The following is a 26433-nucleotide window of genomic DNA, read 5'->3' as shown; positions in this document are numbered from 1 at the left end:
TAACGTACGGTCTGGAAGGATAATTTTTTGGGAGCACCCCAAAAAAGTTTTAAAAAATGTTAAGCTTGATTTTGTCAGTTTAGCAGACCAGCTTATAGCCGAATCCGCGAACATTTAAAATCTGAATCTGAGGATCTTCCTGTAGCTTTTTGCGCAGTCTGGTAATAAAAACATCCATGCTTCTGGCGTTGAAAAAGTCATCCGATCCCCAAATCTGCGTAAGGATTAAACTTCTGTCAGTGATCTGATTGGCATTCTCCAAAAGAATTTTCAGCAATTGCGATTCTCGGGAAGTGAGCTGGAATTCTCCTTTTTCTAGTTTTAAAAGCTGTTTGGTGGGATGAAATTCATACATTCCAAGTTGTACCCAGTCTGATTGATTTTGGCGCAACAGAAGTCGGTTAAGCTGGGCTTTGATCCGCACGATAAGCTCCTCCAAGCTGAAGGGTTTTCGTACATAATCATTTGCTCCCAGCCCAAAACCTTTGAGCACGTCTTCGGTCTGGGATTTGGAAGTCAGAAAGATAATAGGCGTGTAAGGGTCAGTTTTGCGGATCTGCCCGGCAAGAGCGAATCCATCTTTTTTTGGCATCATCACATCCAGAACCAGTACATCAGGTTTGGACTGCTGATAGCTTTCCCAGGCTTGCAAACCATCGGGGCAAAGAGTGACATGAAAATCCCGGCTTTCCAGACTTTCTTGGACGATCATGCCAAGCGCCATTTCATCTTCAGCTAAAAGAATTCTGATTTTGCTCATGGCCAAGTTGTGTTAAAGGAGGTGCTTTTTGATGCCGACTCCAGCTCGATTTTTCCTCCATGTTTTTCGATGATCTTCTTCACATAGTATAGCCCTATGCCAAAGCCTTTGACATCATGGAGATTTCCTTTAGGGATTCTATAGAACTGTTCGAAAACCTTTTCTTTTTGATCTTCGCTGATATTCCCTCCATTGTCCCAGATATTGATACGGGTAGTCGTTCTCTGGTCTATGGTGATTCTTACTTCATCACCACCATATTTGAGCGCATTGTCCATCAGGTTGGAGAGCGTGTTCTCAAAATGAAAAGGATCTACATGTATAGGAGAAATTTTGCTTGGTACTACCAGTTCAATTTCTTTTTGCGGAAATAAAGTCTGGAACTTCTGCACCAATGTGCTAAGAATAGAAATAGGGTTTACTTCTTCTTTTTGCAATAGAAACTGGTCAGAATCCAGTGCGGCAGTTTCCAACAGTTTTTCTACCATCAGGTTCAGCTTGAGTAATTGTCCTTTTGAAATCCCCAGATATCTTTTGGTCTTTTCCGGATTGTTTTCTGGGTTGAATTGCTCGATTCCTTCTATCGCCGAGAGCGTTGTGGCAATAGGTGTTTTGAACTCATGGCTGATATTTCCGATGAGATCCTCCTTGATTTCAGCGATTTCCTTTTGGTTTTTGATGGTCTGGTACAGGTAATAAAAAGCCCCTGCAATGATCAGCAGAAAGATGACTGACATCAGGATATCCACGGCTCCCCGTTTCATGACAGTCAGAGCCGTATTCTCAAAGTACATTTCCAGCTTTTGGCCATGCGGCAAGAAAGTCGATTTTGAAACTGTGGAAAAAGGCATTTTCTTCAATGCAGGGTAATTAAACGATCCCGCTATACTGTCACCCTCGTAGTGGAGTAAGCCATACTTGACAGCAATATCCCGTCTGTCCAGCTCATTTTTTACCAGCGTATTTATTTTGTCAAAATCAAGTGAATCCCTTGCCATCGATATGATGATTTGATGGGTCAGGTTTTTTAGATTATTGACACTGTCAGAGGCAATCATGCCTTTAATAATATTGATGGTATGAAATTCCCCTATTCCGGTAATATTTCTCAATGTATCTATACGGGTTTGGAAACTGAGGCTTTCAGTTTCCTTCAATTCCCCATCTTTTTCTTCTTTATCAAGGGTAATAAACAAGTTGCGGCCTCTGCCTCTTTTTTTAAAGAAAGTATCGCCAAGACTGTCAATTGTTGTTTTACTGAAGTTAGGCAGGTTTAAATTTGCGCCCCGTTTTCTGGTCAGTGCAATCACATCCGTTTTAGCCAAATCGGCATAATATACTTCCAAAGCATTGTCCAGGCTCTGCTGTATATCAGCTGCCAGCTGTGTCTCATTTTGCTTAAACTGTGTGTAATTTCTATAAATCTGCACAGCAATGCTCACCGTCAATGTGAGGGCAATAAGTATTCCTATCCGCTTGAACTGTAGCTTTTTCACAGGACTAAAGTAGATGCTATGAACTACATAAAATCGAATGTTAACACACGTTAACACTGGTTAACTGAGTTCTAGGATCAGTTTATCTTGGTTTGTAGCAACTAATTTACAGCTATGAACATACGGATACTAGTTCTCTCCCTTGCTCTGATGGGCTTTATTACCAATGTAAATGCCCAAGGTCTTACCGGTAGGGTTTTTTACAAATCTTCCTCCAGTTTCAAAGTTTCCATGGACAGCACCAAAATGGCTCCAGAAGTCATGGCTGATCTCCAAAAGCAATTGAAAAAGCAGATGGAACGCGAATATGTGCTTACTTTTTCCCAGACAGAATCCAACTGGAAACAAGTTGAAAGCCTGGGCTCCGGACCCGCTACAGCATCTTCAGGCGGAGCTAAAATCGTAATTCAGGCAGGAAATGAAGACAGATTACTCTATAAAAATGTGGCCGGGCAAAATTACATCAGGGAAGAAGACCTAATGGGAAAAGTTTTTTTGGTGAAAGACAGTCTGAAGAATTACAACTGGGAGTTGACTGGAGAAAGCAAGAAAATCGGGGAATATACCTGTCAAAAGGCTGTCTATTCCAGAACTATGGAGAGCAAGGTTTTTTCTGTGGGAAAGGATGAAATGGAAGCAAGTATTGATACAGTGAATGTGACGGCGTGGTTTGCCATGCAGATTCCGGTAAGCCATGGACCGGAAGATTTTTGGGGATTGCCAGGGCTAATTCTGGAGCTTCAGAACCAGGGTATAACCTACATTGCTGAACGGATAGTCTTGAATCCCAATGAGCCTGTACGACTAGAAATCCCCGAAAAAGGGGAGATGATCAGTAGTGAGGATTATCAGGCCCTTTCAGAGGAAAAAATGAATGAGATGATGAAGAGGTATTCTGGCAAACCAGGAGAGGGCAACAAGATGACTATCAGAATAGGGAATTAACCGCTTCGAAAATCATACGTATGTTATTTCTAAAGCACTTTCTGTCAATCGGATGTTTCCTTCTGATTGCTTTGCCCTCTTTTTCCCAAAACAAAAACCTCATAGGTCAGGTACTGGATAGCCTCAATCAGCCAATAGCCTATGCCAATGTGGTAGCTATCAATCAGACAACCCAAAAGATCGGGGGATTTGGTATTACCGACGGGGAGGGGAGATTCAAGATAGGATTGGTCCCGGGTTCGGAATATTTGTTGCGTGTATCTTTTGTAGGGTATAAGCAATTTGAACTGAAGATAACCGAATGGTCAGATCAGGAACAGTTGAAAATCGTTCTTAGCCAGGATGAAACCATGTTGGACCAGGTGGAAGTCGTGACAGAACTACCCATCACCATGCAAGGCGATACGCTTACTTACAAGACCGATGCATTTACGACGGGTACGGAACGGAAGCTCAAAGACGTATTGGAAAAGCTCCCCGGATTCGAAGTAGATGACAATGGGGAAGTGAAAGTCCAGGGCAAGAAGGTAGATAAAGTGATGGTGGACGGTAAGAACTTCTTTGATGGGGACACCAAGCTTGCTACCAAAAACCTACCGGCAAATGCGGTTGACCGGGTTCAGGTTCTTAAGAATTTCAATGAAATAGCGCCAGTTCGTGGATTGGATAATGATGAGAGTCTGGCACTAAATATCCAGTTGAAAGAGGGTAAAAAGAACATGGTTTTTGGAGATCTGTCTGTTGGTGCCGGGCCAGAAGAACGCTATTTGGGGCATGCGAATGCTTTTTACTATTCTCCAAAAATGAACATCAATCTGATCGCCGATGCCAATAACGTAGGAGAGCTGGCTTTTACCCTACAGGATTATGTTAGGTTCAGCGGAGGATTGGCAGATTTGGCTGGAAAGTCAGGTTCCACGCTTAATGTAAGCCCAGATGATCTGGGGATTCCCATGGCGCAGCGGAATAATGCCCTTAGTTTACAGACAGAACTTGCGGCCGTAAACCTGAATTTCAATCCATCTTCCAGATGGAGACATTCTGGCTTTGCGATAGGCTCGTCATCTGAAAATAAACTGGGCTCTTCATCCCAGAGAACTTATTTGAGAACGGATGAAAACAATCAGGAAACGCTCGCTTCGGCAAGTACTGTGGAGAATAAATCCGGCCTGATAAAGTATGCTGTGACCTTCACTCCGAAGGAGGAAACTTACGTGAAATATAGTGCTTTCGGGAAGTGGGCAGATATAGCCAATGAGAACTTTCTGGATTCTGATTTTGGGCAAATCAGCCAGCAGATCATAAGTTACCAAAGCAGACAGCCCTATACCCTTCAGCAAAAAGCGGAATGGTACCATGCACCTTCAGATAAAAGCGTCTTTTCCATGGAGGTGAACTGGGAGAAAAAATACCAAAACCCACTTTATGATCTGACAACCAACCAAAAACCATTTGCGGGGATAATGCCTGTTTTGGATCAGGAGACCTATAGTTTTCTGCAAAATCAGGACATCAAAACCCGGACTGTCGAAGGTGTCATCAACTACTATGCGATCCTCAATCCTACCAATCATATCAACTGGAGTCTGGGCTATACTGAAACACGTCAGGAGCTGGTGGGAAATGTGGTGCAGGAAAAAACTTCAACTCAAGTAGATATGGGGGGATTTGAGAATGATTCCCGGTTTGATTTTCAGGATTTGTATCTGGGTATGACTTACAAAACCAAATGGAAGTCAGTGGTGATCAGCCCTTCGCTTTATTTGCATAGATATGCCTGGAATGACATACAAATGGAAGAGGAATTGGGCGATGACAAATTCTTGCTGCTTCCGGGGATGTATGCCAAATGGAGCATCAAATCAAATCGATCGCTGACATATAGGTTTAGTAGCCATGCGAATTTCATGGATATTCAGAAACTTGCCCAAGGACTGGTGATATCGGATTACAATTCTGTTTTCAGGGGAAACAGGCAGTTGGACAATGGGCTGTTTTTCACCCAGACGCTGGGATACAACCATTTTGATTTCTTTTCTGCGCTTAATTTATTTGGTAGTCTCACCTGGAGCAGAAAGCATCAGGACTTAGTCAATACCACAAACTTTATAGGCATCAATCGTATATTGGGTATCCAGAACATTGCTCCTGTTAACGAGACATTGACGGCCAGTTTGCAGGCAGATAAGCGGTTTCAATCGTTCAAAATCAGCGGTGGAGGGAATTGGAACAACTATTCTACCAATAGCCTTGTGGATCATATTCTGATCAATAACAGCCAGTTTGCGCACTCGTACTTTTTTAAATTCACCAGTACATTTATGAAAACTGTAGAAGTAGATCTGGGCTATTCCTGGGATCAGAACTTTTATAAATCCACCAATGCCAGAAATACATTTAGCACGCACAGTCCAAAAATCGAAGTTGACTGGGATATCTGGAATGGACTGAAACTTAATGCCGATTATACTTACAATACCTATTTGAACAAGGCTTCGAATACGAAAAGCGAGTTTGATTTCTTCAATGCTTTTCTCAGCTATCAGGGCAAGTCAAGTCCATGGGAATTTAGGCTGACAGTTTGGAATATTCTAGATACCCGATCTATCCGGCGGGATAGTTTTACTGAGAATTTGATCAGTACCTATTCCTATTTGGTCCAGCCGAGATATGGGTTGTTCACAGTAAAGTGGAATATTTGATAAGGCTTGGAGTTGGAATGTCTAAGTAGGTGTCGTATTGGTAAAATCAGGACGTGACAGGACTTATAGCCAGTATTTTAGCTGATTCTATTTAGGTTTTGGTCTAAAGCTTTAGAAAACAGGGGTTTCAAATGCATTAGTTAGCGAAAATTTTAAGCAAGAAAAGCCGAGACTTCCCGGCCTTTCCTGTTGGACTCGAATGATGGTTACTCGCTGGCAACTAGTTTCACATCCAGTTCCACATCGTCATAGATCATTTTGTCGGCGAGGTTTTCGAAGTAAGATCCTGAGCGGAATTTGATGTCATAGTGCGTACGGTCAAAAGTCAGTTTACCTGTCGCAGTGATTTTACCACTATTTACTTCCACTGTGGCTGGAAAAGTAACGGGCTTGGTGATGCCTTTGATGGTGAGATCTCCGGTGATATCGTAGTCCTTTCCATTACTTGTTTTTGCATCAGTGATTTTAAAAGTTGACTTATTATGCTTTTCTACAGAGAAAAAATCATCTGATTTAAGATGGTCACTTAGTTTTTTGTTCATATCTGGATCGGTAATGTCTTCTACGGTCAAGCCGGTCATATCCATCTCGAAAGTACCGCCAAGGATTCTGCTGTTTTGATAATCCAGTGTTGCGGAGGTGATAGGCACTTTTCCATGATGTTGACCTGTAACTTTTTTGGCTGTCCAGGTGATCGTGCTTTCTGCGGTATTCACTGTTGCTACTTCCGGTGTAAGGGAGAATGCTGTAAAAGCCAATGTGGCTAGTAAAGTAAAGATTTTCATACGTATTAGATGTTTGGTTGATAAAGTGATTTGGTAAGAGTAAAATAAGACGGAACAAGATGGTATAAGGTTCTGATTGATTATCATTTATAGTGCTGTTACTCCAGATGTGTTCTTAGGTGTTATGCGGCAGTAAAAGTTGATGCACCTGTCTGATTATCATAAATGCCAGTTATTTTAATACTATTGCTTATATTTAGCTTGATGCCATCTCGGATTTTTGTTATGAAATATTTATTTGTTTCCCTCTTTTGCCTTATGACACTCTCTACGTTTGCACAACTCCCAACAATCAAATCAGGTGTATTCAAATGGAGTGACCACGAGGTGGTTTCGAATGGAGATCGGGTGTCCCGTCCTATAGTTGAGGGTGTATCCCCTCACCTGGAATACTTCGAAATGCATGCGACCACACAGATGGCTGGTGCCAAGCCCAGTACTGCACATGCCAATGAAGATATTGAAGAGATTATTATCGTAAAGGAGGGACTTATGAAAGTAACCATTGAGGGGAAGAGTACAATATTGGGAGTAAATGGGGTGGTGTCCTTAATGCCACAGCAGATGCATTCCCTTTCTAATGCCGGAGATGGCCCTCTTACCTATTTTGTGATAAGATATCGGTCCAAAAATAAAATGGATATAGAAAGAGGTATTGTCTCTGGGAATTCCCTGATGATAAATGCAGATTCTCTGGCATTCAAACCTGGTAAAAATGGTGGGAGCCGATCTTATTTTGACAGGTCTACAGCCATGTGCGAGAGGTTAGAGATGCATGTGACGACACTGGATAAAAGAGGACCAAGTCACGAACCGCATGCACATGGAGAGTCGGAGATGATACTTATGATATCCGGCGAGACAACAATGACAATAGACAGCAAGGAGTACAGTGCTACTGCAGGAGACTTTTATTTTATAGAATCCCAGTTGGTTCATGGTATTCGCAATACGGCAGACCTGCCTACTTCCTATTTTGCGTTTAAATGGAAGTGATACTTTCTTGGGAAAGATTAAGCATAAAATGAATTGGAAAATGGGGGAAGAAGCTTGGGAAAGCACTTGGACTCTTCTTTAAAAGGCTGATTGCGCTTAGGTTTAAACTGTGGTAATTTTTAAAAACGAAATTAAAAATTAAGCATTGGTTAAAGGAAAAAGCAGTCAAAATCCATCGCCCGGCCATTAATTGAAATGGGGATAACCATTGGCCCGGATAGGGGAAAGGTGAGTGTGCTGGATCACTCGGAAAAGAAACTAATTTGAAAGCTTGTTGATGTTTTTCAATAGCTCTTGATAGTATTTTCTTCCAATTGGAATTTCGCCATCTTCGATTTTTACAATAGAAGAGCTAAAGGCCTCAATTTTATTCAGGTTTACTATAAAAGATTTATGAATTCTTGAGAATTGATCACAAGGTAGTTTCTGCATCAGATCCTTTACAGTGTTACGTAGGGTATACTGTTTTCCATTGACAAATATATGGGTATAGGTGCCTTCAGCTTTTATCCAGTGAATATCATTAATTATGATTTTCTTAAGCCAGCCGTTTTCTCTGATAAATAAATCTGCAGAGTTGTTTTTCTCTGGTTTAGAATATTCGGTTGCTTCACTCTTGTGATTTTCCATTGCCAGCTCAATAGCTGTAATCAATGAATTGGTAGTAAATGGCTTGGTGATAAAACCGTCAGGACGAATATGCTTCACTTTTTGTACTACATCAGACCCAGAAGCCGAAGTAAGAAAAACAATAGGGACATCCATACTCTGGCGAAGTTCTTCAGCCAGCTCAATTCCTGTTTTTGTTCCCTTTAATTTGATGTCCACTAATACCACATCGGGTGAAGTTGATTCTATAGTTAACAAGGCGGTCTCAGCTTCATCTAAGATTTCCAATATTTCATACCCGTTTAGGCTTAGGATTTCCCTGATATTTTCAGAAAGATTGAAATTATCCTCAACTAATAATATTTTGGTCTTGGTAAATGTTTCAAGCATATGTAGCTGGTAAGAATTTTTTAAACAAAATATATTAAATATTGGGTTTTACTTAAGACTTTGCTGCCAAAAGATAATAAAGAAAATGAGTGAGAACGAATCACAAATTACAGTTTTTAAAAATGAGGATTTAGTTTTCGATTTAGGGTCAAGAAGACTCCTCAAAGTCAGTAATCGCCTTGAAAAACATTTTGGCAAAGAGTTTACTTCTATAGTAAAATCCCTAGATGAGTTCGAAAAATTTACTTTAGCTAGTTCCCTTGATCAAAATTACATTATATCTAGAAATTTTCATAAAAAAGGAGAACAGTTTTTTAACTATACCCTGCATTGGAAAGGGGTGAAATTCCAGATAAATGAGTTGAGTTGGGTCAATCATGAAAGTAATAGCTTTCACACGGTACTCAATTTCTTGGTAAGAAAAAATATTTTTGAGGTCTCATACCCTGCACTGGTAGAGGTCATAGAGAAAATGGATAACCCCGCTATTCTGTTTGATAAGGGGCTTACGCGTGCAATAGTGGTGAATGCTGCTGCTACCTCACTTCTGGGTCAACCTGCTTCGGAATTGGTTACAGGTTTTGTCATAAAAGATTTTTTTGTGGACAAACGAGAATTCAATGCAGTGATTGACTGGGTATTAGATGCGAGTTCCTCTACCTTTTCCATTGAGACCAAGCTTTATTCAGGAAAAGAGGAAGGAACGTGGTTTGAGCTGAGTTTGTATAAAACCATCCCGGAGCAAGATGTGTTGATTTTTTGCAGTTTTAAGAATATCTCAATTCAGAAAACTACAGAAGAAAAGCTGACACGAACAAATGAATTGCTGTCCAGAGTAGTAGAGGTACAAAATCATTTTTTGTCCCAATCCGAAGGGGCTAATCCATATGATTTATTATTGGCTAATATCCTAAAGGTAATAGATGCCAAACTTGGATTTGTGGGGAAGGTAAATCTCAATTCTGAAGGAAAACAAGTTTTGAAGATTCATGCGGCTACTGATTTCTCCCATCAAGGAGAAGCTGCAAGAAAGTTGTACCACAATCATATTAAAGATAATTTTTTGTTCCGTCATTTGGATAATCTATTTGGTGCCTGTATTGTGGAATCTAAAATCATTCTGGAAAATAACCCCAGATCAAATCCTCATACGAAAGGAAAGAATGTCCCTGGACACCCCTCAGTTGATAATTTCCTGGGTGTTCCCATTTTCAAAGGGACCGAAGTTATTGGCTTGATTGGGTTGGGAAATAAAACCAGTGGCTTCACGGATCAGGACATTTCCGACTTGAAACCTTTTATTTCTACCTATTCAGTAATTATCGAAGCATTTAAATCAGAACAGAATAAAATACGATTTGAGAAAGAGTCTGTAGTAAAAGCCAAAATACTGGCGAAGGTGGCAGACCATAGTCCCGATTTGATAGTGGTTATGGACGGCATTTCTGATTTTGAATTTATTTCCCCTGCAGCCTCTCAGTTTTTTGATGAGGGGATTAGACCTGAGGAAATTCAAAGCAAGATCAGTACCCTGTTGAAAAAGACGATCACCTCCGAATTCCAGCTAACCGAAGACCGATACAGATCCCGGCTTAAATTAAACAGTAAAAAGAATGGTGGTTATTGGGTGGAATCCAATGTCAATATCCTACATGAAGAAAGCAATCAAAAGGTAATTGCAGTAATAAGGGATGTTTCATCCCAGATGGATTTTGAGCAACAACTAGTCAAATCGCTCAAGAAAGAGAAACAGTTCAGTTCATTTGTCTCTGATTTTATGAATATTGTCTCTCATGAATTCAAAACTCCCTTGGCGACCATCATCTCCAGTATGGAGCTTTCTAAGTATTACCTGGAGAATTTACCTGATAGTTTTGGAACCGCCAAGATGAAAACACACTATGGAAAAATTGAGCGAGAACTGGAAAATCTTCATAAGTTGGTAATTCATTCTCTTGATTATGAGCGCTTTGTGAATAATAATTATGCGTTGAAGAAGGAGGTAGTCTATCTAGGTCATTTTGTAGAAAGCGCATTGCGAACCCAGGGCTATCTTAATGAGGTCGAATATATTTCGGAGATTGAAGGTGATTTTACTGTGGAATGGGATAAGTTTTTAATTGAAACCAGTATAATCAACTTAGTAGGCAATGCTTTGAAATACGGTGGGAATATCAGAAAACCTGTTGTCCGGTTGTTCCAAACCACTGACACCTTTGGAATTGAAGTGAGAGATTTTGGATTAGGGATAGCAGAGGAAGAGTTACCGTATGTATTTACGCCGTTTTTTAGAGGGTCAAATGTAAATGGAATAGAAGGTACAGGTTTTGGGTTAGTAGCAGTGAAGAATTTTGTGGAGATGCACGGAGGAAAGGTTGCGATATATTCCAAACTGAATAAAGGGACTATTGTAGTTGTTACCTTTCAGGGAGATCATACTTCCGACGGTTTCGATTGATTGTTTGGTGGGAATTCTGTTGACGTTATTGAGGATGTGAAGCTTTTACTGGTTTTGATTCAAATATATCAATAAACGTAATTTAAAAGTAGTATTTTGTTATCAAAAGATCTAAATATGTTGTTTTAATGTATTTATCTTTCTTGATATATTTTTTTAAAACAGTATAAATGTATTTTAGTTATTTGAAAATGTATTTGTACTAGCGGTTTTTTGATTCGTTTAAGTGCTATACAATAATATGCTTTTAGCCTGCTGTATTTTTGTATTTTACTATAAGGCCAAGTGCCTTAAAGCAAATACAAGGGTCAAGGATGATGCTACTTAGAGCAGAGAAATTTCGCGTTGGGAGATGGCAGGGGGCTCTTGAAAAGCCTCGCAAGATCTTTCTAAAGAAGCTGTTTTTGAAAGCTGCTTTTATAGCACTGTGTTTATTCGGGACTTTGTTTTTTGGAGGAGGTTTTGGTAAGGTGTCAGGGCAAACGACTAGGGTTTATGCTTCAAATAGTGCGAGAGAATTATGTAATATTTTAAATGGTTTGACCTGTAATCCTATTGTGATAGATAATCCTGAAGATGCAATTGGGAACAACCTTCAAAACTACGCCCAAATTAACCTCCCGTTACTATTAGGGTCAAGGTATTTAGAACTAAGTTTTACTAATCCAATACCTGCCGGTACAACTATTAGAATCAAGGTAGGTTATGCGCCTGGGTTGGCTGGTCTTCTTAGTAACATAAATTTTCGAGCATATAGAAATACGATATCAGTTAGTCCCCAATATCCTGCTTCTGATTTACTGAGTGTTTTGGGAGGAGATAATGTGCAGGAAATTGTTTTAAATCCAGCTATCACTGGACCAGATTTTAATCGAATAAGAATTAATTTTTCTTCATTACTGAGCCTGGGTGGATATTTTAGAGTTTATGCTGCATATTACTTGACTACAGCAGGCTCAGTTAATTGCGAAGGTGTGAAAGATGTGATTTACGGGAGCACAGCTCCTCTGGTCGGAGGACTGAATCCTGTGGAGGATTCAGATCTCGCTATTGATGGTAATGCGGGTACTTACGCAAACTTGAGGTCAAATGTTTCTCTTTTGTCAGATAAAACTCATGTGACAGCACTTTTTGATGACCTTAGTAGGGCTGGAGATTCGATAAGAGTTGTTCTTAGAAATCCGGCAGGAGGATTGTTAGATGCTAACTTAATTTCTCAAAATTTAGCTATCACTACTTACAATGATCGTTCACTAGCTCAACCCTTGGCTTTAGATGCATCATTTCTACGTCTTACCTTATTAGGAGGAGCTGGAAACAAGTATGAATTGACTTACCCTGCATCGGCTGTTTTTAATCGGATTGAAGTCTCTTTAGGTCAAGGGTTGTTAAGTGCTCTTAATAATTTAGAAGTATATGAAATCTCAAGGACATTGACTTCACCTTCCATTTTAGAATCAGATGGAAAGTCTTTGATTATATGTGAAGGAGAGCAGTTGACTTTTGAGCCTTCAGCTGTTGAACTTGGTGATCAATTTTTTTGGTATGATGAAAATGGAGACTTACTATCAGGAAATGTCTCTGATTATACAATTTCCCAAAACCTATCGCCGGGAATTCACCAGTTCAGACTTGGAACCCAACGTTCAGGATGTATTAATCAAACTAAATTGAGCTCAATACAAGTTATAGTTAATCCGCTTCCTCAGGAAGATGACATATCAATATATCCTCAGGGAGGTACTATGGGTGAAGGTAATAAGATTAGCTATCCTGTAGGCTCGGACGTTGTTATAGATCCTAATATCGCTGCACCATTTTTAGGAACAGGAACATTTACATGGTATAAAGAGGGGGTTCAGTTGGATGGTCTTGAGACTGATGGAGGTACTTTTGAAGTGGATGAAAATGGACGGCTAACCATAAGCAATACTACTGCTGCTGTAGAGGGCTATGAGTTATCACTTGAATACGAATCATCTTCAGAATGTAAAGCAATAAAGGACTTTTTGCTGTATAACTTTATTATCCTACCTTCTATGGTCCATACATTTAATGTTCAGGCAAAAGAGGGGAGACAGGTGAAGTTAGTTTGGGAACTGAGTAATGAGCAGCTTGAGGGATCTGTCATGATCCAGCGGGCTTCTTCAAATCTTGAATTTACTGCCATCGGCAGTTTGCCTATTGATACAGGTATGGAGAAAATCCCTATGGAGTTTACAGATCAACACCCGCTGCCAGGCCGTAATTACTATAGGCTTTTTATTATCAAGGGGACTGAGGGTTCCGATTTTTATAGCGAGGTACGGATGGCCGAAATCGATAGTTTTGATCTTCCGGTTTTTTTGGTATTTCCAAATTCCTTTGTAGAAAACTTTACTGTGGAATCTACCCTTGATTTGGATGTGCCGGTGGTAGCTTCTCTTCTGAATACAAATGGTGTAGTCATTCGACAGCTTCGGATGGACAGGCTTTCCTATGGAGAACTAATAGAATTTAGAGATCTTAGTAATTTGCCTGAGGGAATTTATATTCTCAGGATGGAAACATCCAGAGGGAGTAAGGCATATCGGGTCATAAAGCAAAACGATGGCTGATGTGGAATTGCTGCCCCAATTAGTGGAGAAATGTAGTTTTTATCAGCTGTTTATAGGATGGCATGAACACAGATTTTAAGTCTCGAAATTATATGAGTCGCTAGTCTTTTTTTTGTTATGGCTAGTGTAAGATTTGTTACTCAATTGAACAGTAATGTTATGTCATTACTTTTAATCATTATTTTTAAAAATATCAAAATATATTTTCACGTATGTGAAAGTAAAAAAACAGGTATGTGAAAATTATTTGTCAGTTACCCTTTTTTTCTTGGCTTGCACATAGGTCCATTTGATAGTATTTTTAATAATGGAAAAGGAACAAGGAGAGGTGTCAATCAAACAAATGATAGTGCAGGAGGTGATAGAATAATGGATACAGAGATAATATTAGTTGATGACGATCCGGTTTCTCTTCTGTTGTCCCGGTTTTTATTAGAGAAATTATTTGCTTCAGAGAAAAAAATCAAGCTCACTTCATTTAAGTATCCACAGGAAGGGTTGGCACACATTGAACGTTTAATTCAAGATGATAAAACTAGAGGAAGCACCTTGAAGGTTCTTCTGGATATAAATATGCCGCAGATTAATGGCTTTGAATTTTTAGAACGATTAAATACTTATGACCCTGAAAAACGAATACGGGTGATTATGCATTCTTCCTCAATAGATCAAGATGATATTTCTATGTCATTGACCGAGCCTAGGGTGGATTGTTACATTTCAAAACCATTGGAAATTACCAAAGCAAAGCAGGTAGTAGATTGCTTTTATAATTTTTCACCAACAAATACCCCCAGAACAATTACTAAACGCTAAGGGGATTACCTATTTACGTGACACTACTAGCATACCTAACCTTTTTCAGCATTCTAATTAACGTGGTGACTATTGCCATATTAATTGTTAAGGGGTTAGGGACTTCGTTTGAGAAAAAAATCCTTGTGTTTAACGTTGTATTGCTATTGTGCCAGGTAGAGTATCTTCTCTTAAGACTGTCGATTTCTATTGAGGTGATAAATCAGGTAGATCTATATCTGTCTTTTTTTTGGATAGCATTAGGAGCGTTTCTCTTAGATGCTGTATACGAAACAAAATTGGTGGTAATCAAGTATTTTTTTTGGATAAGGTTCCTGTTTTTTATAATTAGCTTATTTTTATTTATATCCTATATAACATTTCCAATACCAAGGATTTTTCTTGAATCAGAGACTTTTGGATTAGTTTTAGGTTTTAGGGAAGGATCCTTGGATAAATTAATACGGATCTGGATCGGGCTTGGTATAACCGTATCAATTTGTATAGTTGGGTATGCTCTGTTAGTAGATGAGACCAATTTTAAAAAATTGAAATTGTTTTTTATAGGACTACTAATTCCTTTGGCGTACGAATTGGTTTTTCAAATATATTTCCCGTTTTCTCATGGGTTTGAAATCCCAGGGGCAACTATACTACTATCTGGTTTTTCATTTTTTTCTTTGATTATTTTTAGAGAAAATTTCATGTTTCTGAATTTTAAAAATGAGAATTTTAATTCAATCTTTGACAAGATCAACTCTATCGTTTTTATATTTGACGATAAGGGTTCTATTTCATATGGAAATAGAATTTTTAAAAACTATTACCCAGACACTAATTCCATCTTTAATTTTAAGGAGGGGTCTAAATTTTTGGATACTGTTTCAAAATTTTTGAAATCTAATTCTTCTTGGAACAATTCTGTAAAGGATAATGAAGTGCTGATATCTGAGGAAAAAATAAGAAATGATAATTTTCAATTTATGTGTTATCCAATTCATGATAATACTGTTACAAAAGGAGGGATTGTATTTGGATTAAATGTTTCGAAATTTTTTCAAATGAAAAATTCACTTATGAACTCATTTGAAAATTTCAAGAGATTAAATGGAGTACCAAATTCATATTTCTTAGAAATTGATATTCTTAAGAAACAGGTAATATTTAATGATAGATTTTTAGAGCGTTTCCTAATTTTTACTAAAAAGCAATACACGTATTTGGAACTTGTATTATTTCTTAAGAATGCAGTTGATAGAGATAGTATGATACTGGTTTTTAATATTTTAAGGAATGATTTGACCTCTGTTTTTGAAGATATTTCAAAAAAGATCATTCTTCAACTGAATAATGAGTCAGTTTACTATGTGTTTGAAATCTCATTCAAAAAAATTGATCACCATGTCATTGCAAATAATCATCTCATCTATTTAAGTGATGTCACAGGCGATTTCGTTAATTCTCTTAAAAATGATTGGATTAAGAAAAGTACCCCATGGATAGTTTCTCATGTATTTAGAAAGCCTGTGGCAAATATTCGTGGTTTGATGAATTTGGTCAATAACGAAAAGGGTATTTTTGATTCTCGTTTGTCAACTTTTGAGATTTTTTCTTTAATCGACACTGAAATCAAAGAGTTAGACGGGAAGATTGAAGTTTTTTCTGAAAGAACCCTAGAAAAGTGAAATTGATATATTTGTTTATCAATGCCTCTTATAAGGAATAATAAGGTTGATGTTAATTCCGGATAGGTCTTAGTCAGATATTTTATTGATTTTCTTCATAAAATCCTGATAGTATTGCTTTCCTACGGGAATCTCAGTATTATTTATTTTTACACCAGTTGAATTGATAGCTTCCACATTTTTAAGATTAACAATGTAGGATTTATGTACACGGGCAAATTGGTCAATGGGTAGTTTTTTCATTAACTCCTTGACGGTATTTCTCAAGGTGTATTGTTTATTGTTAACATTAAGATGAGTGTAGGTTCCTTCCGCCTTGATCCAATCTATCTCATCAATTATTATTTTTCGTAGCCAACCATTTTCTCTAATGAATAAAACTGGTTTTTCGTAAACAGGCTGCTCTAAATTATAATTATTCCTATTTTTTTTTGAATTAGCGAGAGCCAATTCAACACTCGTTATAAGTCCTTCCATAGTAAAAGGCTTTGTTATGAATCCATCAGGCTTCAGGTGTTCAACTCTTTTGATTATATCTTTCCCGACCGAGGAAGTTAAAAATACAATCGGTATATCTGTGGTTCTCCTGATTTCTTCGGATAATTCTATCCCATTCTTATTTCCTTTGAGTTTTATATCAACAAGGATTAAATCGGGTTTGTTTTCGAGAATCACCTTCATAGCTGATTCTGCTTGGCTTAGGATGGCTGTTAATTCGTAGCCATGAATTGTTAGAACCTCATCTACATTTTCCGATATACTATAATTATCTTCCAATAGGAGTATTTTTGTTTTCATCTCGGATTAATTGTATTTTTTTCAGGGCTAATTTACTATTTCCTATATTATTAAAACAGTTTATTCCTAGCGTTTCTCTGATGGGGTGTATTTTTGCCCAGTTTAGTCATTATTTTTATACATTCTGTGATTCCAATAATTTTTTTTTGTAGTGATATTTTATTTGGAATTCTCTCTAGTTGGCATGATATTTTCTGTAAAATGGGTGATGGGTTTATAAAATTTAAATTTTTAACTCTCACTCTTATTTTTTGATATAGCAGTTTTGCTTTAGAACATCCCTCAATCACTTTTTAGCTCTTGTTTACTTGAAATTCTAGTTTAGTTTAGATTACACTCAGACTACATTGGGTAACACTATACTACTGTTTAATTACAGATGTAGGATATTCATATTTTATGCTCTCATAATGCGTTATTTTTGTTTTGAGGATATTTTTAACTACTTCAAAGAGCATATTTACGAAAAAATATAGTGCATTTTTCATTCCAGGTTTTGGGGTTCTGAGAAGTGCTATTTGTATTTTTTTACAGCTACACAGGTAGTAGACTATCCTTTTTCGAAGGATTATTTGGATGTTTCCTTAGATTTTATTTTGGTTTTTTTGGATTCTTGATTTGGTAATGTGGAGCTTATTAAGGCTCTTTTTATTAGTGCTTGAATTCATTAAATATTGGATTTGAATTTCAATTTTGCCTCATAATTATATGATGATGAATAGTTTACTAATTACAAAAAGCCGGCGTTTCAAAATGCTTTTTTTAGTGCTTTTGATACTGGGCATAGGGATAGAATCCCATGGACAGACGAAAATCTTAGCCAATGAAGTCACCTTCACCAGTGGTAACCAGCAATCTGCATGTGGAGGTTTGTTGCAACCTCCTTGTGAGCCTACAGTGATTGATGCAAATAATGCTTTAAGTGATGACGAGCAGTATGCCCGGTTATTGGCAAGCCCCGGGACCTTGGCGACAATTGGTGATTATGATGGGGTAATTGAATTGAAGTTTCCTTCTGCACTTCCTACAGACACTTGGTCTTATGTTAGACTGAACGGTGATACAGGACTTTTAGATGCTTTATTGGGAGGAAGTCTCGGTGAGTTGCTTACCGATGTGTTGGGAACAGTTGTCGGAGGGCATCAGGTAATTGGAATAGAGGCAAGAAACGGGGCTTCTCCCGTATTGTCACGCACAAGCGCCCAAGGTTTTGACACAGATAGAGTGAAATTAAAGGTTGATGGCAATGGAAATTATTACATAGCTATTCGACCAAATGCAACCTATGACCGCCTTCGCGTTACCAACACATCTATCTTTTCTCTTCTGGGAGCAGGAGCAGAGTTTAATTTAGATGTATATAATGCTTTCTATATAGATGGTGAAGATCCTTGCGGGGAATTCAGATTTACCTCTTTTGATGGAGAGGGGATTTCTCTTGATTTAGCCGGATCTGGTGTCAGCGATGCTGAAAATGCAATTGATGCAGATCAGAATTCTTATTCAGAAATTAGTATCGGAACGTTGGGTGTTGGTGCTTCAATGTACCAGTCTGTCTACTTCGGATCTCCTTCAATACCTCAGGATTACTTTAAAGTTAAACTTGCTGTAGCAAATAGTGGCGTGTTGACAGCTGATTTGATTGGAGGTATTGAAGTACGTGCTTATAATGGCACACAGCTGGTTTATACCCAAAAGCTGCAGGGTGGATTAGTAACAGGTCTTGATCTTCTGAGCTTACTTCAAAGTGGAGAAGCAGTTACGATTCCTTTTGGTCCGGGCGTTTCCTTTGATCGAATTACAGTAGGATACAATTCTTTAGTCTCACTTAGCGCACTTTCTAATTCGCCGATTAGGGTTTATGATGTGCAACGATTTGGTGACCTTTGTCCTGATCCTGATCCTATTCCTTTGCCAACAGCCACTGACCCGATGTTGAGCAATAGTGATTGCGAAGCAACATTAATCTCTTTTGAAAATGCAAATTTCCCTTTTAATACAATAGATGGCTACAATGACACCTATACAACCTTAAGTGCTAGTAATGGAGTAGGAGGATATGAAGGTTTTGTAGAATTGGGATTTGATGCTAGAAGTGCAGGGACTACTTCCTATGTGAGGATTGATTTTGACGAGGAAGTATTGTTGGGGTTAATCGATGGCACAGTAGGACAATTGTTAGGTGGAGCGGTGGATAACGTTCTCTTTGGTAATCATTATTTCACCGTCGAGGTGAAAAACAACGGATCGCAAGTTTTTGAAAGTTCAAGCAATAACGGCTTTTTCAATCAGCCAGTTAAGATAGTTCAGGACAAGAACAACCATTATTATGTAGCGATAACTCCTGAAAGCCCTTATACAAGTATCCGTATTACAGAATCTCTTAATGCATTACTGGGATTGGGCGAAGTGCGTAGCATGAACGTCTACCATGTATGTAGCTCTACCGGTTTTGAAGAATGCGAGCAGGCATTTTCGACTTATTCTGAGTCAACAGGCATTAGCCTCGATATTCTAGAACTTGGAGAAGTAGGAGTATCTGATGCAGGATTTGCAATTGACGGGGATCCACTCACCGCATCCAAGATTAGCATTGGAGCTGCGGGAGTAGGGGCAAGCATCTACCAGTTTGTAGATTTCCATTCGCTTTCTGCTCCGCAGGATCATTTCAGAGTGAAACTGGCAATGGAAGAAGAAAACACACTGACTGCAGAAGTGCTTGGCAGTATAGTGATCAAAGCATTTGATGGAGAGACTGAAGTATTCTCCCAAGAACTAAGGGATGGTTTGATCTCCGGTCTGGATTTACTGGGCTTACTTCAAAGTGGAGGAACGCTTAATCTGCCATTTGGACCGGGACTTGCCTTCGATAGAGTTGCAGTTGGGATAGAGTCAATAATAAGTTTAAATCTAGCTGAGAATCCGGTACGTGTATTTAGTATAGAGCGTTTCAGTGCAGCTTGCCCTGATCCTGAATTGACTCCTCCTGCGGAAACGGATCCACCATTTAATGTTTCTGATTGCGCCGGAGAAGTAGTAAGCTGGGAAAATACCAACTTCCCGCTGAATGCGATTGACGGACATAACGATACCTATGCAACATTATCTGCAAGTGCAGGTACGACCTTGGGATTGGGAGCGTACAGCAGTCATATAGAATTGAGATACGCAGCTCCGGTAGCGGCGGGTGAAACTTCCTATGTGCGGATAGAATTCGAAAATGATGAACTGAATGCTTTACTTGGTGGAAACTTGGGTTCTGCTTTGGCAGATTTGCTCGGGACGGTGGCACTTGGTGATCATTATTTCTCTGTAACTCCTAAAACAGCCGGTGGAACAGACCTTTATACCGCCAGCAGCCAAAACGGTTTTGGGAATCAGGATGTACGTGTAGTACAGGATGCTTCCGGTAGATTCTATATTGCTTTCACTGCCGATCAGGCTTATCAGTCTGTAAGAATTGATCATTTCTTGACTGCATTGATCGGATTGGAAAATACCGCAACCATGCAGGTATATAGCATGTGTAGAGAAACGGAGTTTAACCTTTGCGAGCAGGCTACCTTTACTGATTTTGATGGAGAAGGAATTGCCTTGGATTTGGTGGATATCACTAAAGGAGGAGTATTTAATCCACAGAATGCGATCGATGGGAATACTTCAAACTATTCTACCATCAACCTAGGTGTAGCCGGAGTAGGAGCCTCTGTATATCAGAATATTTACTTTAAAACAAAGTCTCAAACAACTGACGCTTTACGTCTTAGAGTTCAATTGGATCAGCCAGGAATCTTAAATCTTGATTTGGCCGGCTCTTATCGTGTGATTCTCTACAACGGTAATCAGGAAGTTTATAATGAAACCCTTCAGAATGCACTGATTAATAACATAGATTTATTGGGACTGCTTAATTCCGGAGGTATTCAGGAATTATTGATTGAGCCGGGAGTGGTGTATGATCGGGTAAGCTTTGGACTTGATGCGCTAGTTGCTATCAATACAAGTGCCCCAATCAGACTATATGGAGTTTCCAGAATCTCAGATAACTGTCCGGATCCTGATGTTGCAGAACCACCATATTTGAGTCCAGTATGTGCTGAGGAATTGATAGATGCAGCGTTTGCAGATAATCTTTCAAATTTATTTGATGGTAATTTCAACAGCTTTGCGACCATTAACTCAAGTGCTGGGCTACTTGGAACTGGAGCTGGTGCATTTTCGGGACATGTAACTTTAGGATTTGGTGACGGGGTAATTGTTCCTGCGGGGACCACGTCTTATATGAGAATAGATGCAGAAGTTGGCTTGCTGGATGCATTATTAGGTGGAAGTGTAGGAGGGATATTAAGTGACCTATTGGATAACATCGTACTTGGAGACCATTATTTCACCGTTTCGGTAAATGACACAGGAGGAAATCCAATTCTTACTGCCAGTAGTGATAACAGCTTCGCGGGTAGTATTGATCAGATAAAAATTGTTCAGGATGCGCAGGGGAGATATTATTTAGCCATAACTCCAGATGCTGACTACAATAGCATCAGAATAGAAGATCATACCGATGGTTCATTATTGGGAGAGGATAGCAGCATAAATATTTATGGCCTATGCTACGATGCTGGAGCCGAAGCCTGTGCTACAGGATTTACTACCTCCTTTGATGGATCGGGATTGACTTTGGGAGTTGGTTCCCTAGGTAACTATGGTGTAACCAATCCGGAGAGAGTACTTGACGACAACAATAATGATGATTACTCGGAAATAAGTCTGGGTGCATTGTCTGTAGCAGGTTCTATACAGCAGAATGTTCAGTTCAGACAAACAATTCCTGCAGACGGTTCATTCAAAATCAAACTTGGTATAGGATCAGGTACTCTTGATTTAGGTTTAATTGGAAGAATAGATGTAGTAGGGTATCTGGAGGGAGAAGAAGTCTATGATGAGACATTGGAAAACGCGGTTATTGGAAATATCAACTTGGTAGATCTTTTTAACAATGGTACGAATGAAGAAATCAGAGTTTCTTTAGGCGTGGCTGTTGATGAAATAGCTATTCGATATAGATCCTTAGCCGGTGTTTCAGTGAATCCTTCTATTAGATTGTTTTACATCTTGCAGGATTGTGAGACTCCTGATTTCCAAAGCTGGAAAAGCTACGTCATCGATGGGGATCCTGCATTGACTTCGGTATCAGGCGGCGAGACAGTAGAATATACAATCCATGTAAGAAATACAGGAACTGTAACGATGACAGACTATCTCGTTACGGATGCTATTCCTGCCCATACTACTTATGTAGATGGAAGTGGTGGAGTGCTTAATGCCGGCGTTGTTACTTTTGGCAACCTTGACATTGCTCCTGGAGCTACCGAGACTGTAAGTTTCAGTGTGTTGGTTGAAGGAAATCTGACAGATGTTGAATTTGTTTCCAATGTAGCCTTGGTTAAATCGCTTCCTGAAGATCCAGGAACTGAGACATTCCCTCCATTGGATAATGAAAATCCTACAGATCCTGACGAAAGTGGTGATACAGGAACGGATATTCCAGTAGATCCTATTTTCTCAGCAGAGATCTGGAAATCAGTTACCGTTGACGGAGATGCAACATTGACCGCTGTAAGTGGTGGAGAGACTTTGGTTTATACAATTTTTGTAAGAAACACAGGAAATCAAGACCTGACGGATCTGGTCATTAATGACGAGCTACCAGTAGGAGTGACATACGTTTCCGGTGGAACTTTAGCCGGGAATACGGTAACATTCGCTGTAGCAGGAGTGGCAGTTGGCGAGACATCCTCTGTTAGCTCATTTACCGCAACCGTGGATTCAGATCTGACTGGAATAGATGAGATCAGAAATATTGCAATTCTTAGCTCTTCTGACTTACCTATAGGAATTGAATCTTATCCTCCTGTGGATAATACCAATCCTACTGAGCCTGATACAGCCGCTGAACCAGGAACTGTAGTCGATGTTACTCCAGAACATGCGATTGACTTTGATAAAATAGGACTGAGCAACAATGCAGAGAGTGATGGAAAAGCCATAGTCGGAGATATCATCACCTATACATTGACAGTTACCAATACCGGGAACAAAACACTTACTGATATCTCAGTAGTGGATCAGATTCCTGCAAATACCACCGTAGTAGATAATGGAGGAGGAACTGTTGGAGCAGGCACATTGACTTTTGATATTTCATCTTTGGCAGTTGGTGTCGAGGAAGAATTCACATTTACTGTTCAGGTGGATGCAGTGACTGGTTCAGATCCAATCATAAACAATGCAGAGGCATTTTATACGGATGAGGCAGGAGACAGTGCATCTGAAACTGCACAGCATACTATGCTTACGGATTGTACCGCACTTGATGCAGGAAACATTGAGTTGACAGCAGATCAAGATGCTATTTGTGAAGGAGAAAGTACAATGCTTACCGCTTCATTGGTTGGTGTTTCGATTTCAGATCCCGTGTTCAGATGGTACACCAATGAAGACCTGACAGGATCCGTTTTTGAGGGGGCTGAATATGAGGTGTTCCCAACAGAATCTACGACATACTATGTTACTGTGTCGGCTGATGGTTATTGCTTCACTACTCCTGCAGCTTCTACTTCTGTTACAGTGCTGCCAAGGCTTCCCCGATTACTTCGGGAACGACAGCAGGGGTTACCTATACGATAGGAGCCGACGGTTCACTGACCGTGAGCGGTCTTGCTGCAGACTCGACTACCGAATATTTTGTAACGGTAAGCGGTGACGGCTTCTGTGAAAATGAAACAGGCAAGTCCGTGAGTGTGACGGTTACCAACAGCCTGGAGGCACCGGAGTTTGTAGAAGACGAAATGGAGGTATGTGGCATCCCAATCGATGTGACCTTTGAAATCTCGAATGCTGCGGGCGGACTGACCTACACGGTTTATGACGCTGCAACAGGAGGAAATATAGTGACAGACGGCATCCAGATTACAGGCAACGAAATCATCCTTGAGGCTGTGGATTCCGATGTGGAATACTTTGTAGGAGTGATGGGCGGCACAGGCTGTGAGAGCGCAACCCGTACCCGAATTGCGGCGACAGTACTGCCTCCGGCAACAGAAGCGGATATCGACCCTGTTAATGTTGATATCTGTGAAGGGGAGAGCACCACGCTTACTGCAAGCAGCAGTACGGTAACCAACCCGGTGTTCAAGTTCTATGAGGACGAAGCGTTGACCACTTTGATTACGAATCTTACCGTAACCCCTGCAACAACGACTACCTATTATGTGACCGTAAGCGGTGACGGCGTTTGTGAGAATGCTGCAGGAGATGCCGCCGAACTCACTGTTACGGTAAATGAACTTCCTGCGGTTCCATCTACGAGTTCAGATGTGATCATCTCAGAAGGCTTCGGTACGGTATTGACAGCGACGGTAGATCCACAGCCTGCAGGCGTTGAGATTGTATGGTACAATGAAAGCATGGTGGAACTGGTTAGAGGAGACTCTTATAATACTGGAGTACTTGCGGCAGGTGTATATACTTACTATGCAGGCACAATAAATACAGACACTGGTTGTCTTTCAATAGGTACTACAGCGGTTACGGTAACGGTGGTTCCGGTGACGGATGATTCTGACTGTACGGTGGCGAATGCGCAGAGTAACGGGGTAATGCCTGTTTGTGCATTCTGCTCAGTTGAGAACCCTGGCAATGCGGTTGACGGCAATGTGGATACCTATTCAAGATTGGTTGCACCTGTGTCATTACTTGAAGGAGGCGTATGGCAGGAATTGATTTTTGGACAAACTGGTGAGGCAGGGGATACTATTGTGGTTACATTGGGAACAGGCGGATCACTGCTTGACGTAGGGATTTTGAGTGGACTTACATTCGAATCCTACAATGGATCTACTGCAAATGGAGATGGCGGTGAAGTAGACAACAGTTTAGTAAGCCTTTCTTTACTTGGAGGAGATGACAAAGGGCAGGTAAGGTTTATCGCAGGAGCTTCATATGACAGGGTAAGGATTGCGTATAGTGCATTGGCGGGATTATTGGAAAGCGGCTGGCAAATCTACCAGGCTGAGATCAACTATCCTGCGCCTACAGCGGTCACTGAAGATGCGGAAGCCTGCCAGGGAGGAACAGCGATACTTGAGGCTACTCCATCTGCGGGCACGAGCCTGAGATGGTATGATGCGCCTACGGGAGGCACCTTGTTGATAGAAGGAAACAGTTACACGACCCCGGCACTGGAGGTGCCTGGTACAGTAACTTATTATATAGCGGTACTGCGGGACGGCTGCGAGGATCCTGTGAGAATCCCTGTTGATGTGACGGTTAATCCTGCGGCAACGGCGGCGGACATTACAGCAGATGGCGGCACGATCTGTGCCGGGGATACCTTTGAACTAACCGCCAGCAGCAGCACGGTGACGGATCCGGTATTCAGATTCTTTGAGGATGAGAACCTGACGATGGAGATTTTTGATCTAACTGTAAATCCAGGTTCCACGACTACCTATTATGTGACCGTAAGCGGCGACGGAGTTTGTGAGAATGCAGCAGGCGAAGCGGCTGAGGTAGTGGTAACTGTAAATCCAAATGCCGTTGATGCAGATATCAACATCAACGAAACGGTAACCCAATGTGAGGGTGAGGACGTGGTTCTTGCACCTACTACCGATATTGCCAACCCAACATTTACCTGGTACTTCGATGCTGCCAAGGCTTCCCCGATTACTTCGGGAACGACAGCAGGGGTTACCTATACGATAGGAGCCGACGGTTCACTGACCGTGAGCGGTCTTGCTGCAGACTCGACTACCGAATATTTTGTAACGGTAAGCGGTGACGGCTTCTGTGAAAATGAAACAGGCAAGTCCGTGAGTGTGACGGTTACCAACAGCCTGGAGGCACCGGAGTTTGTAGAAGACGAAATGGAGGTATGTGGCATCCCAATCGATGTGACCTTTGAAATCTCGAATGCTGCGGGCGGACTGACCTACACGGTTTATGACGCTGCAACAGGAGGAAATATAGTGACAGACGGCATCCAGATTACAGGCAACGAAATCATCCTTGAGGCTGTGGATTCCGATGTGGAATACTTTGTAGGAGTGATGGGCGGCACAGGCTGTGAGAGCGCAACCCGTACCCGAATTGCGGCGACAGTACTGCCTCCGGCAACAGAAGCGGATATCGACCCTGTTAATGTTGATATCTGTGAAGGGGAGAGCACCACGCTTACTGCAAGCAGCAGTACGGTAACCAACCCGGTGTTCAAGTTCTATGAGGACGAAGCGTTGACCACTTTGATTACGAATCTTACCGTAACCCCTGCAACAACGACTACCTATTATGTGACCGTAAGCGGTGACGGCGTTTGTGAGAATGCTGCAGGAGATGCCGCCGAACTCACTGTTACGG

14 protein-coding genes are annotated in these 26433 nt (G+C 40.4%); 9 read left to right on the top strand and 5 right to left on the bottom strand.

Going from position 1 to position 26433, the window contains the following annotated elements:
- Positions 1-79 precede the first annotated feature (79 nt).
- Both AS141_RS23855 and AS141_RS23850 read right to left on the bottom strand, forming a co-directional pair.
- The gene (locus AS141_RS23855; protein ID WP_057940230.1) at positions 80-760 is read right to left on the bottom strand and encodes a response regulator transcription factor; all 681 of its coding nucleotides are present in this window, start codon (positions 758-760) and stop codon (positions 80-82) included.
- On the bottom strand, positions 757-2256 hold the full coding sequence (locus tag AS141_RS23850; RefSeq protein ID WP_057940229.1) for a sensor histidine kinase: 1500 nt from the start codon (positions 2254-2256) through the stop codon (positions 757-759). Before AS141_RS23850 ends, AS141_RS23855 begins: the two co-directional genes overlap by 4 nt.
- A 114-nt stretch (positions 2257-2370) precedes the next feature.
- On the opposite strand from AS141_RS23850, the gene AS141_RS23845 reads away from it, so the two are divergent.
- The gene (locus AS141_RS23845) at positions 2371-3201 is read left to right on the top strand and encodes a GLPGLI family protein (RefSeq protein ID WP_057940228.1); all 831 of its coding nucleotides are present in this window, start codon (positions 2371-2373) and stop codon (positions 3199-3201) included.
- Between the two features lie 20 nt (positions 3202-3221).
- Positions 3222-5903 (top strand): TonB-dependent receptor, encoded by a 2682-nt coding sequence (locus tag AS141_RS23840; RefSeq protein ID WP_057940227.1) that lies wholly within the window; start codon positions 3222-3224, stop codon positions 5901-5903.
- Between the two features lie 206 nt (positions 5904-6109).
- On the opposite strand, the gene AS141_RS23835 is transcribed toward AS141_RS23840, so the two are convergent.
- Positions 6110-6688: a YceI family protein gene (locus AS141_RS23835; protein ID WP_057940226.1), complete on the bottom strand. Its 579-nt coding sequence runs from the start codon at positions 6686-6688 to the stop codon at positions 6110-6112.
- Positions 6689-6913: 225 nt separating this feature from the next.
- On the opposite strand from AS141_RS23835, the gene AS141_RS23830 reads away from it, so the two are divergent.
- The gene (locus tag AS141_RS23830; protein ID WP_198293604.1) at positions 6914-7684 is read left to right on the top strand and encodes a cupin domain-containing protein; all 771 of its coding nucleotides are present in this window, start codon (positions 6914-6916) and stop codon (positions 7682-7684) included.
- 258 nt (positions 7685-7942) lie between these two features.
- On the opposite strand, the gene AS141_RS23825 is transcribed toward AS141_RS23830, so the two are convergent.
- Entirely contained in the window at positions 7943-8683 is a 741-nt protein-coding gene (locus AS141_RS23825) for a LytR/AlgR family response regulator transcription factor (RefSeq protein WP_057940224.1), read from the bottom strand.
- Positions 8684-8768: 85 nt separating this feature from the next.
- On the opposite strand from AS141_RS23825, the gene AS141_RS23820 reads away from it, so the two are divergent.
- The 4 genes from AS141_RS23820 (at position 8769) to AS141_RS23805 (ending at position 16218) form a co-directional block, all read left to right on the top strand.
- Positions 8769-11141, top strand: coding sequence for a sensor histidine kinase (locus tag AS141_RS23820; RefSeq protein WP_057940223.1), 2373 nt, complete (start codon positions 8769-8771; stop codon positions 11139-11141).
- 314 nt (positions 11142-11455) lie between these two features.
- Positions 11456-13738, top strand: a complete 2283-nt coding sequence (locus AS141_RS23815; protein WP_057940222.1) for a T9SS type A sorting domain-containing protein — start codon at positions 11456-11458, stop codon at positions 13736-13738.
- Between the two features lie 273 nt (positions 13739-14011).
- The gene (locus AS141_RS23810; protein WP_057940221.1) at positions 14012-14554 is read left to right on the top strand and encodes a response regulator; all 543 of its coding nucleotides are present in this window, start codon (positions 14012-14014) and stop codon (positions 14552-14554) included.
- A gap of 527 nt (positions 14555-15081) precedes the next feature.
- Positions 15082-16218 carry a hypothetical protein gene (locus AS141_RS23805; protein ID WP_157243571.1) on the top strand — a complete coding sequence of 379 codons (1137 nt, stop codon included), beginning with the start codon at positions 15082-15084 and terminating at the stop codon, positions 16216-16218.
- A 69-nt stretch (positions 16219-16287) separates the two neighbouring features.
- Here AS141_RS23805 and AS141_RS23800 read toward each other — a convergent pair whose 3' ends face one another.
- Complete coding sequence (locus tag AS141_RS23800) at positions 16288-17016, bottom strand: LytR/AlgR family response regulator transcription factor (RefSeq protein ID WP_057940219.1); 729 nt, start codon at positions 17014-17016, stop codon at positions 16288-16290.
- Positions 17017-17769: 753 nt separating this feature from the next.
- Between AS141_RS23800 and AS141_RS23790 the strand changes: the two genes are divergently transcribed.
- Both AS141_RS23790 and AS141_RS23785 read left to right on the top strand, forming a co-directional pair.
- Positions 17770-23703, top strand: coding sequence for a DUF7507 domain-containing protein (locus AS141_RS23790; protein ID WP_198293603.1), 5934 nt, complete (start codon positions 17770-17772; stop codon positions 23701-23703).
- A partial coding sequence (locus tag AS141_RS23785; protein ID WP_157243569.1) for an Ig-like domain-containing protein occupies positions 23607-26433 on the top strand: 2827 nt, incomplete at its 3' end. The genes AS141_RS23790 and AS141_RS23785, both read left to right, overlap by 97 nt.

This window comes from Algoriphagus resistens, from assembly GCF_001442615.1.
In the GTDB taxonomy this organism is placed as follows: Bacteria; Bacteroidota; Bacteroidia; order Cytophagales; family Cyclobacteriaceae; genus Algoriphagus; species Algoriphagus resistens.
Note: the sequence above shows the minus strand (reverse complement) of the source record. Positions and strands in the feature narration are given on the sequence as shown.

Bases quoted from the DNA above. Each gene is read 5' to 3' on its own strand.
- AS141_RS23855 (WP_057940230.1), bottom strand. From the start codon at position 760: ATGAGCAAAATCAGAATTCTTTTAGCTGAAGATGAAATGGCGCTTGGC.
- AS141_RS23845 (WP_057940228.1), top strand. From the start codon at position 2,371: ATGAACATACGGATACTAGTTCTCTCCCTTGCTCTGATGGGCTTTATT.
- AS141_RS23840 (WP_057940227.1), top strand. From the start codon at position 3,222: ATGTTATTTCTAAAGCACTTTCTGTCAATCGGATGTTTCCTTCTGATT.
- AS141_RS23835 (WP_057940226.1), bottom strand. From the start codon at position 6,688: ATGAAAATCTTTACTTTACTAGCCACATTGGCTTTTACAGCATTCTCC.
- AS141_RS23830 (WP_198293604.1), top strand. From the start codon at position 6,914: ATGAAATATTTATTTGTTTCCCTCTTTTGCCTTATGACACTCTCTACG.
- AS141_RS23825 (WP_057940224.1), bottom strand. From the start codon at position 8,683: ATGCTTGAAACATTTACCAAGACCAAAATATTATTAGTTGAGGATAAT.
- AS141_RS23820 (WP_057940223.1), top strand. From the start codon at position 8,769: ATGAGTGAGAACGAATCACAAATTACAGTTTTTAAAAATGAGGATTTA.
- AS141_RS23815 (WP_057940222.1), top strand. From the start codon at position 11,456: ATGATGCTACTTAGAGCAGAGAAATTTCGCGTTGGGAGATGGCAGGGG.
- AS141_RS23800 (WP_057940219.1), bottom strand. From the start codon at position 17,016: ATGAAAACAAAAATACTCCTATTGGAAGATAATTATAGTATATCGGAA.
- AS141_RS23790 (WP_198293603.1), top strand. From the start codon at position 17,770: ATGCTTTTTTTAGTGCTTTTGATACTGGGCATAGGGATAGAATCCCAT.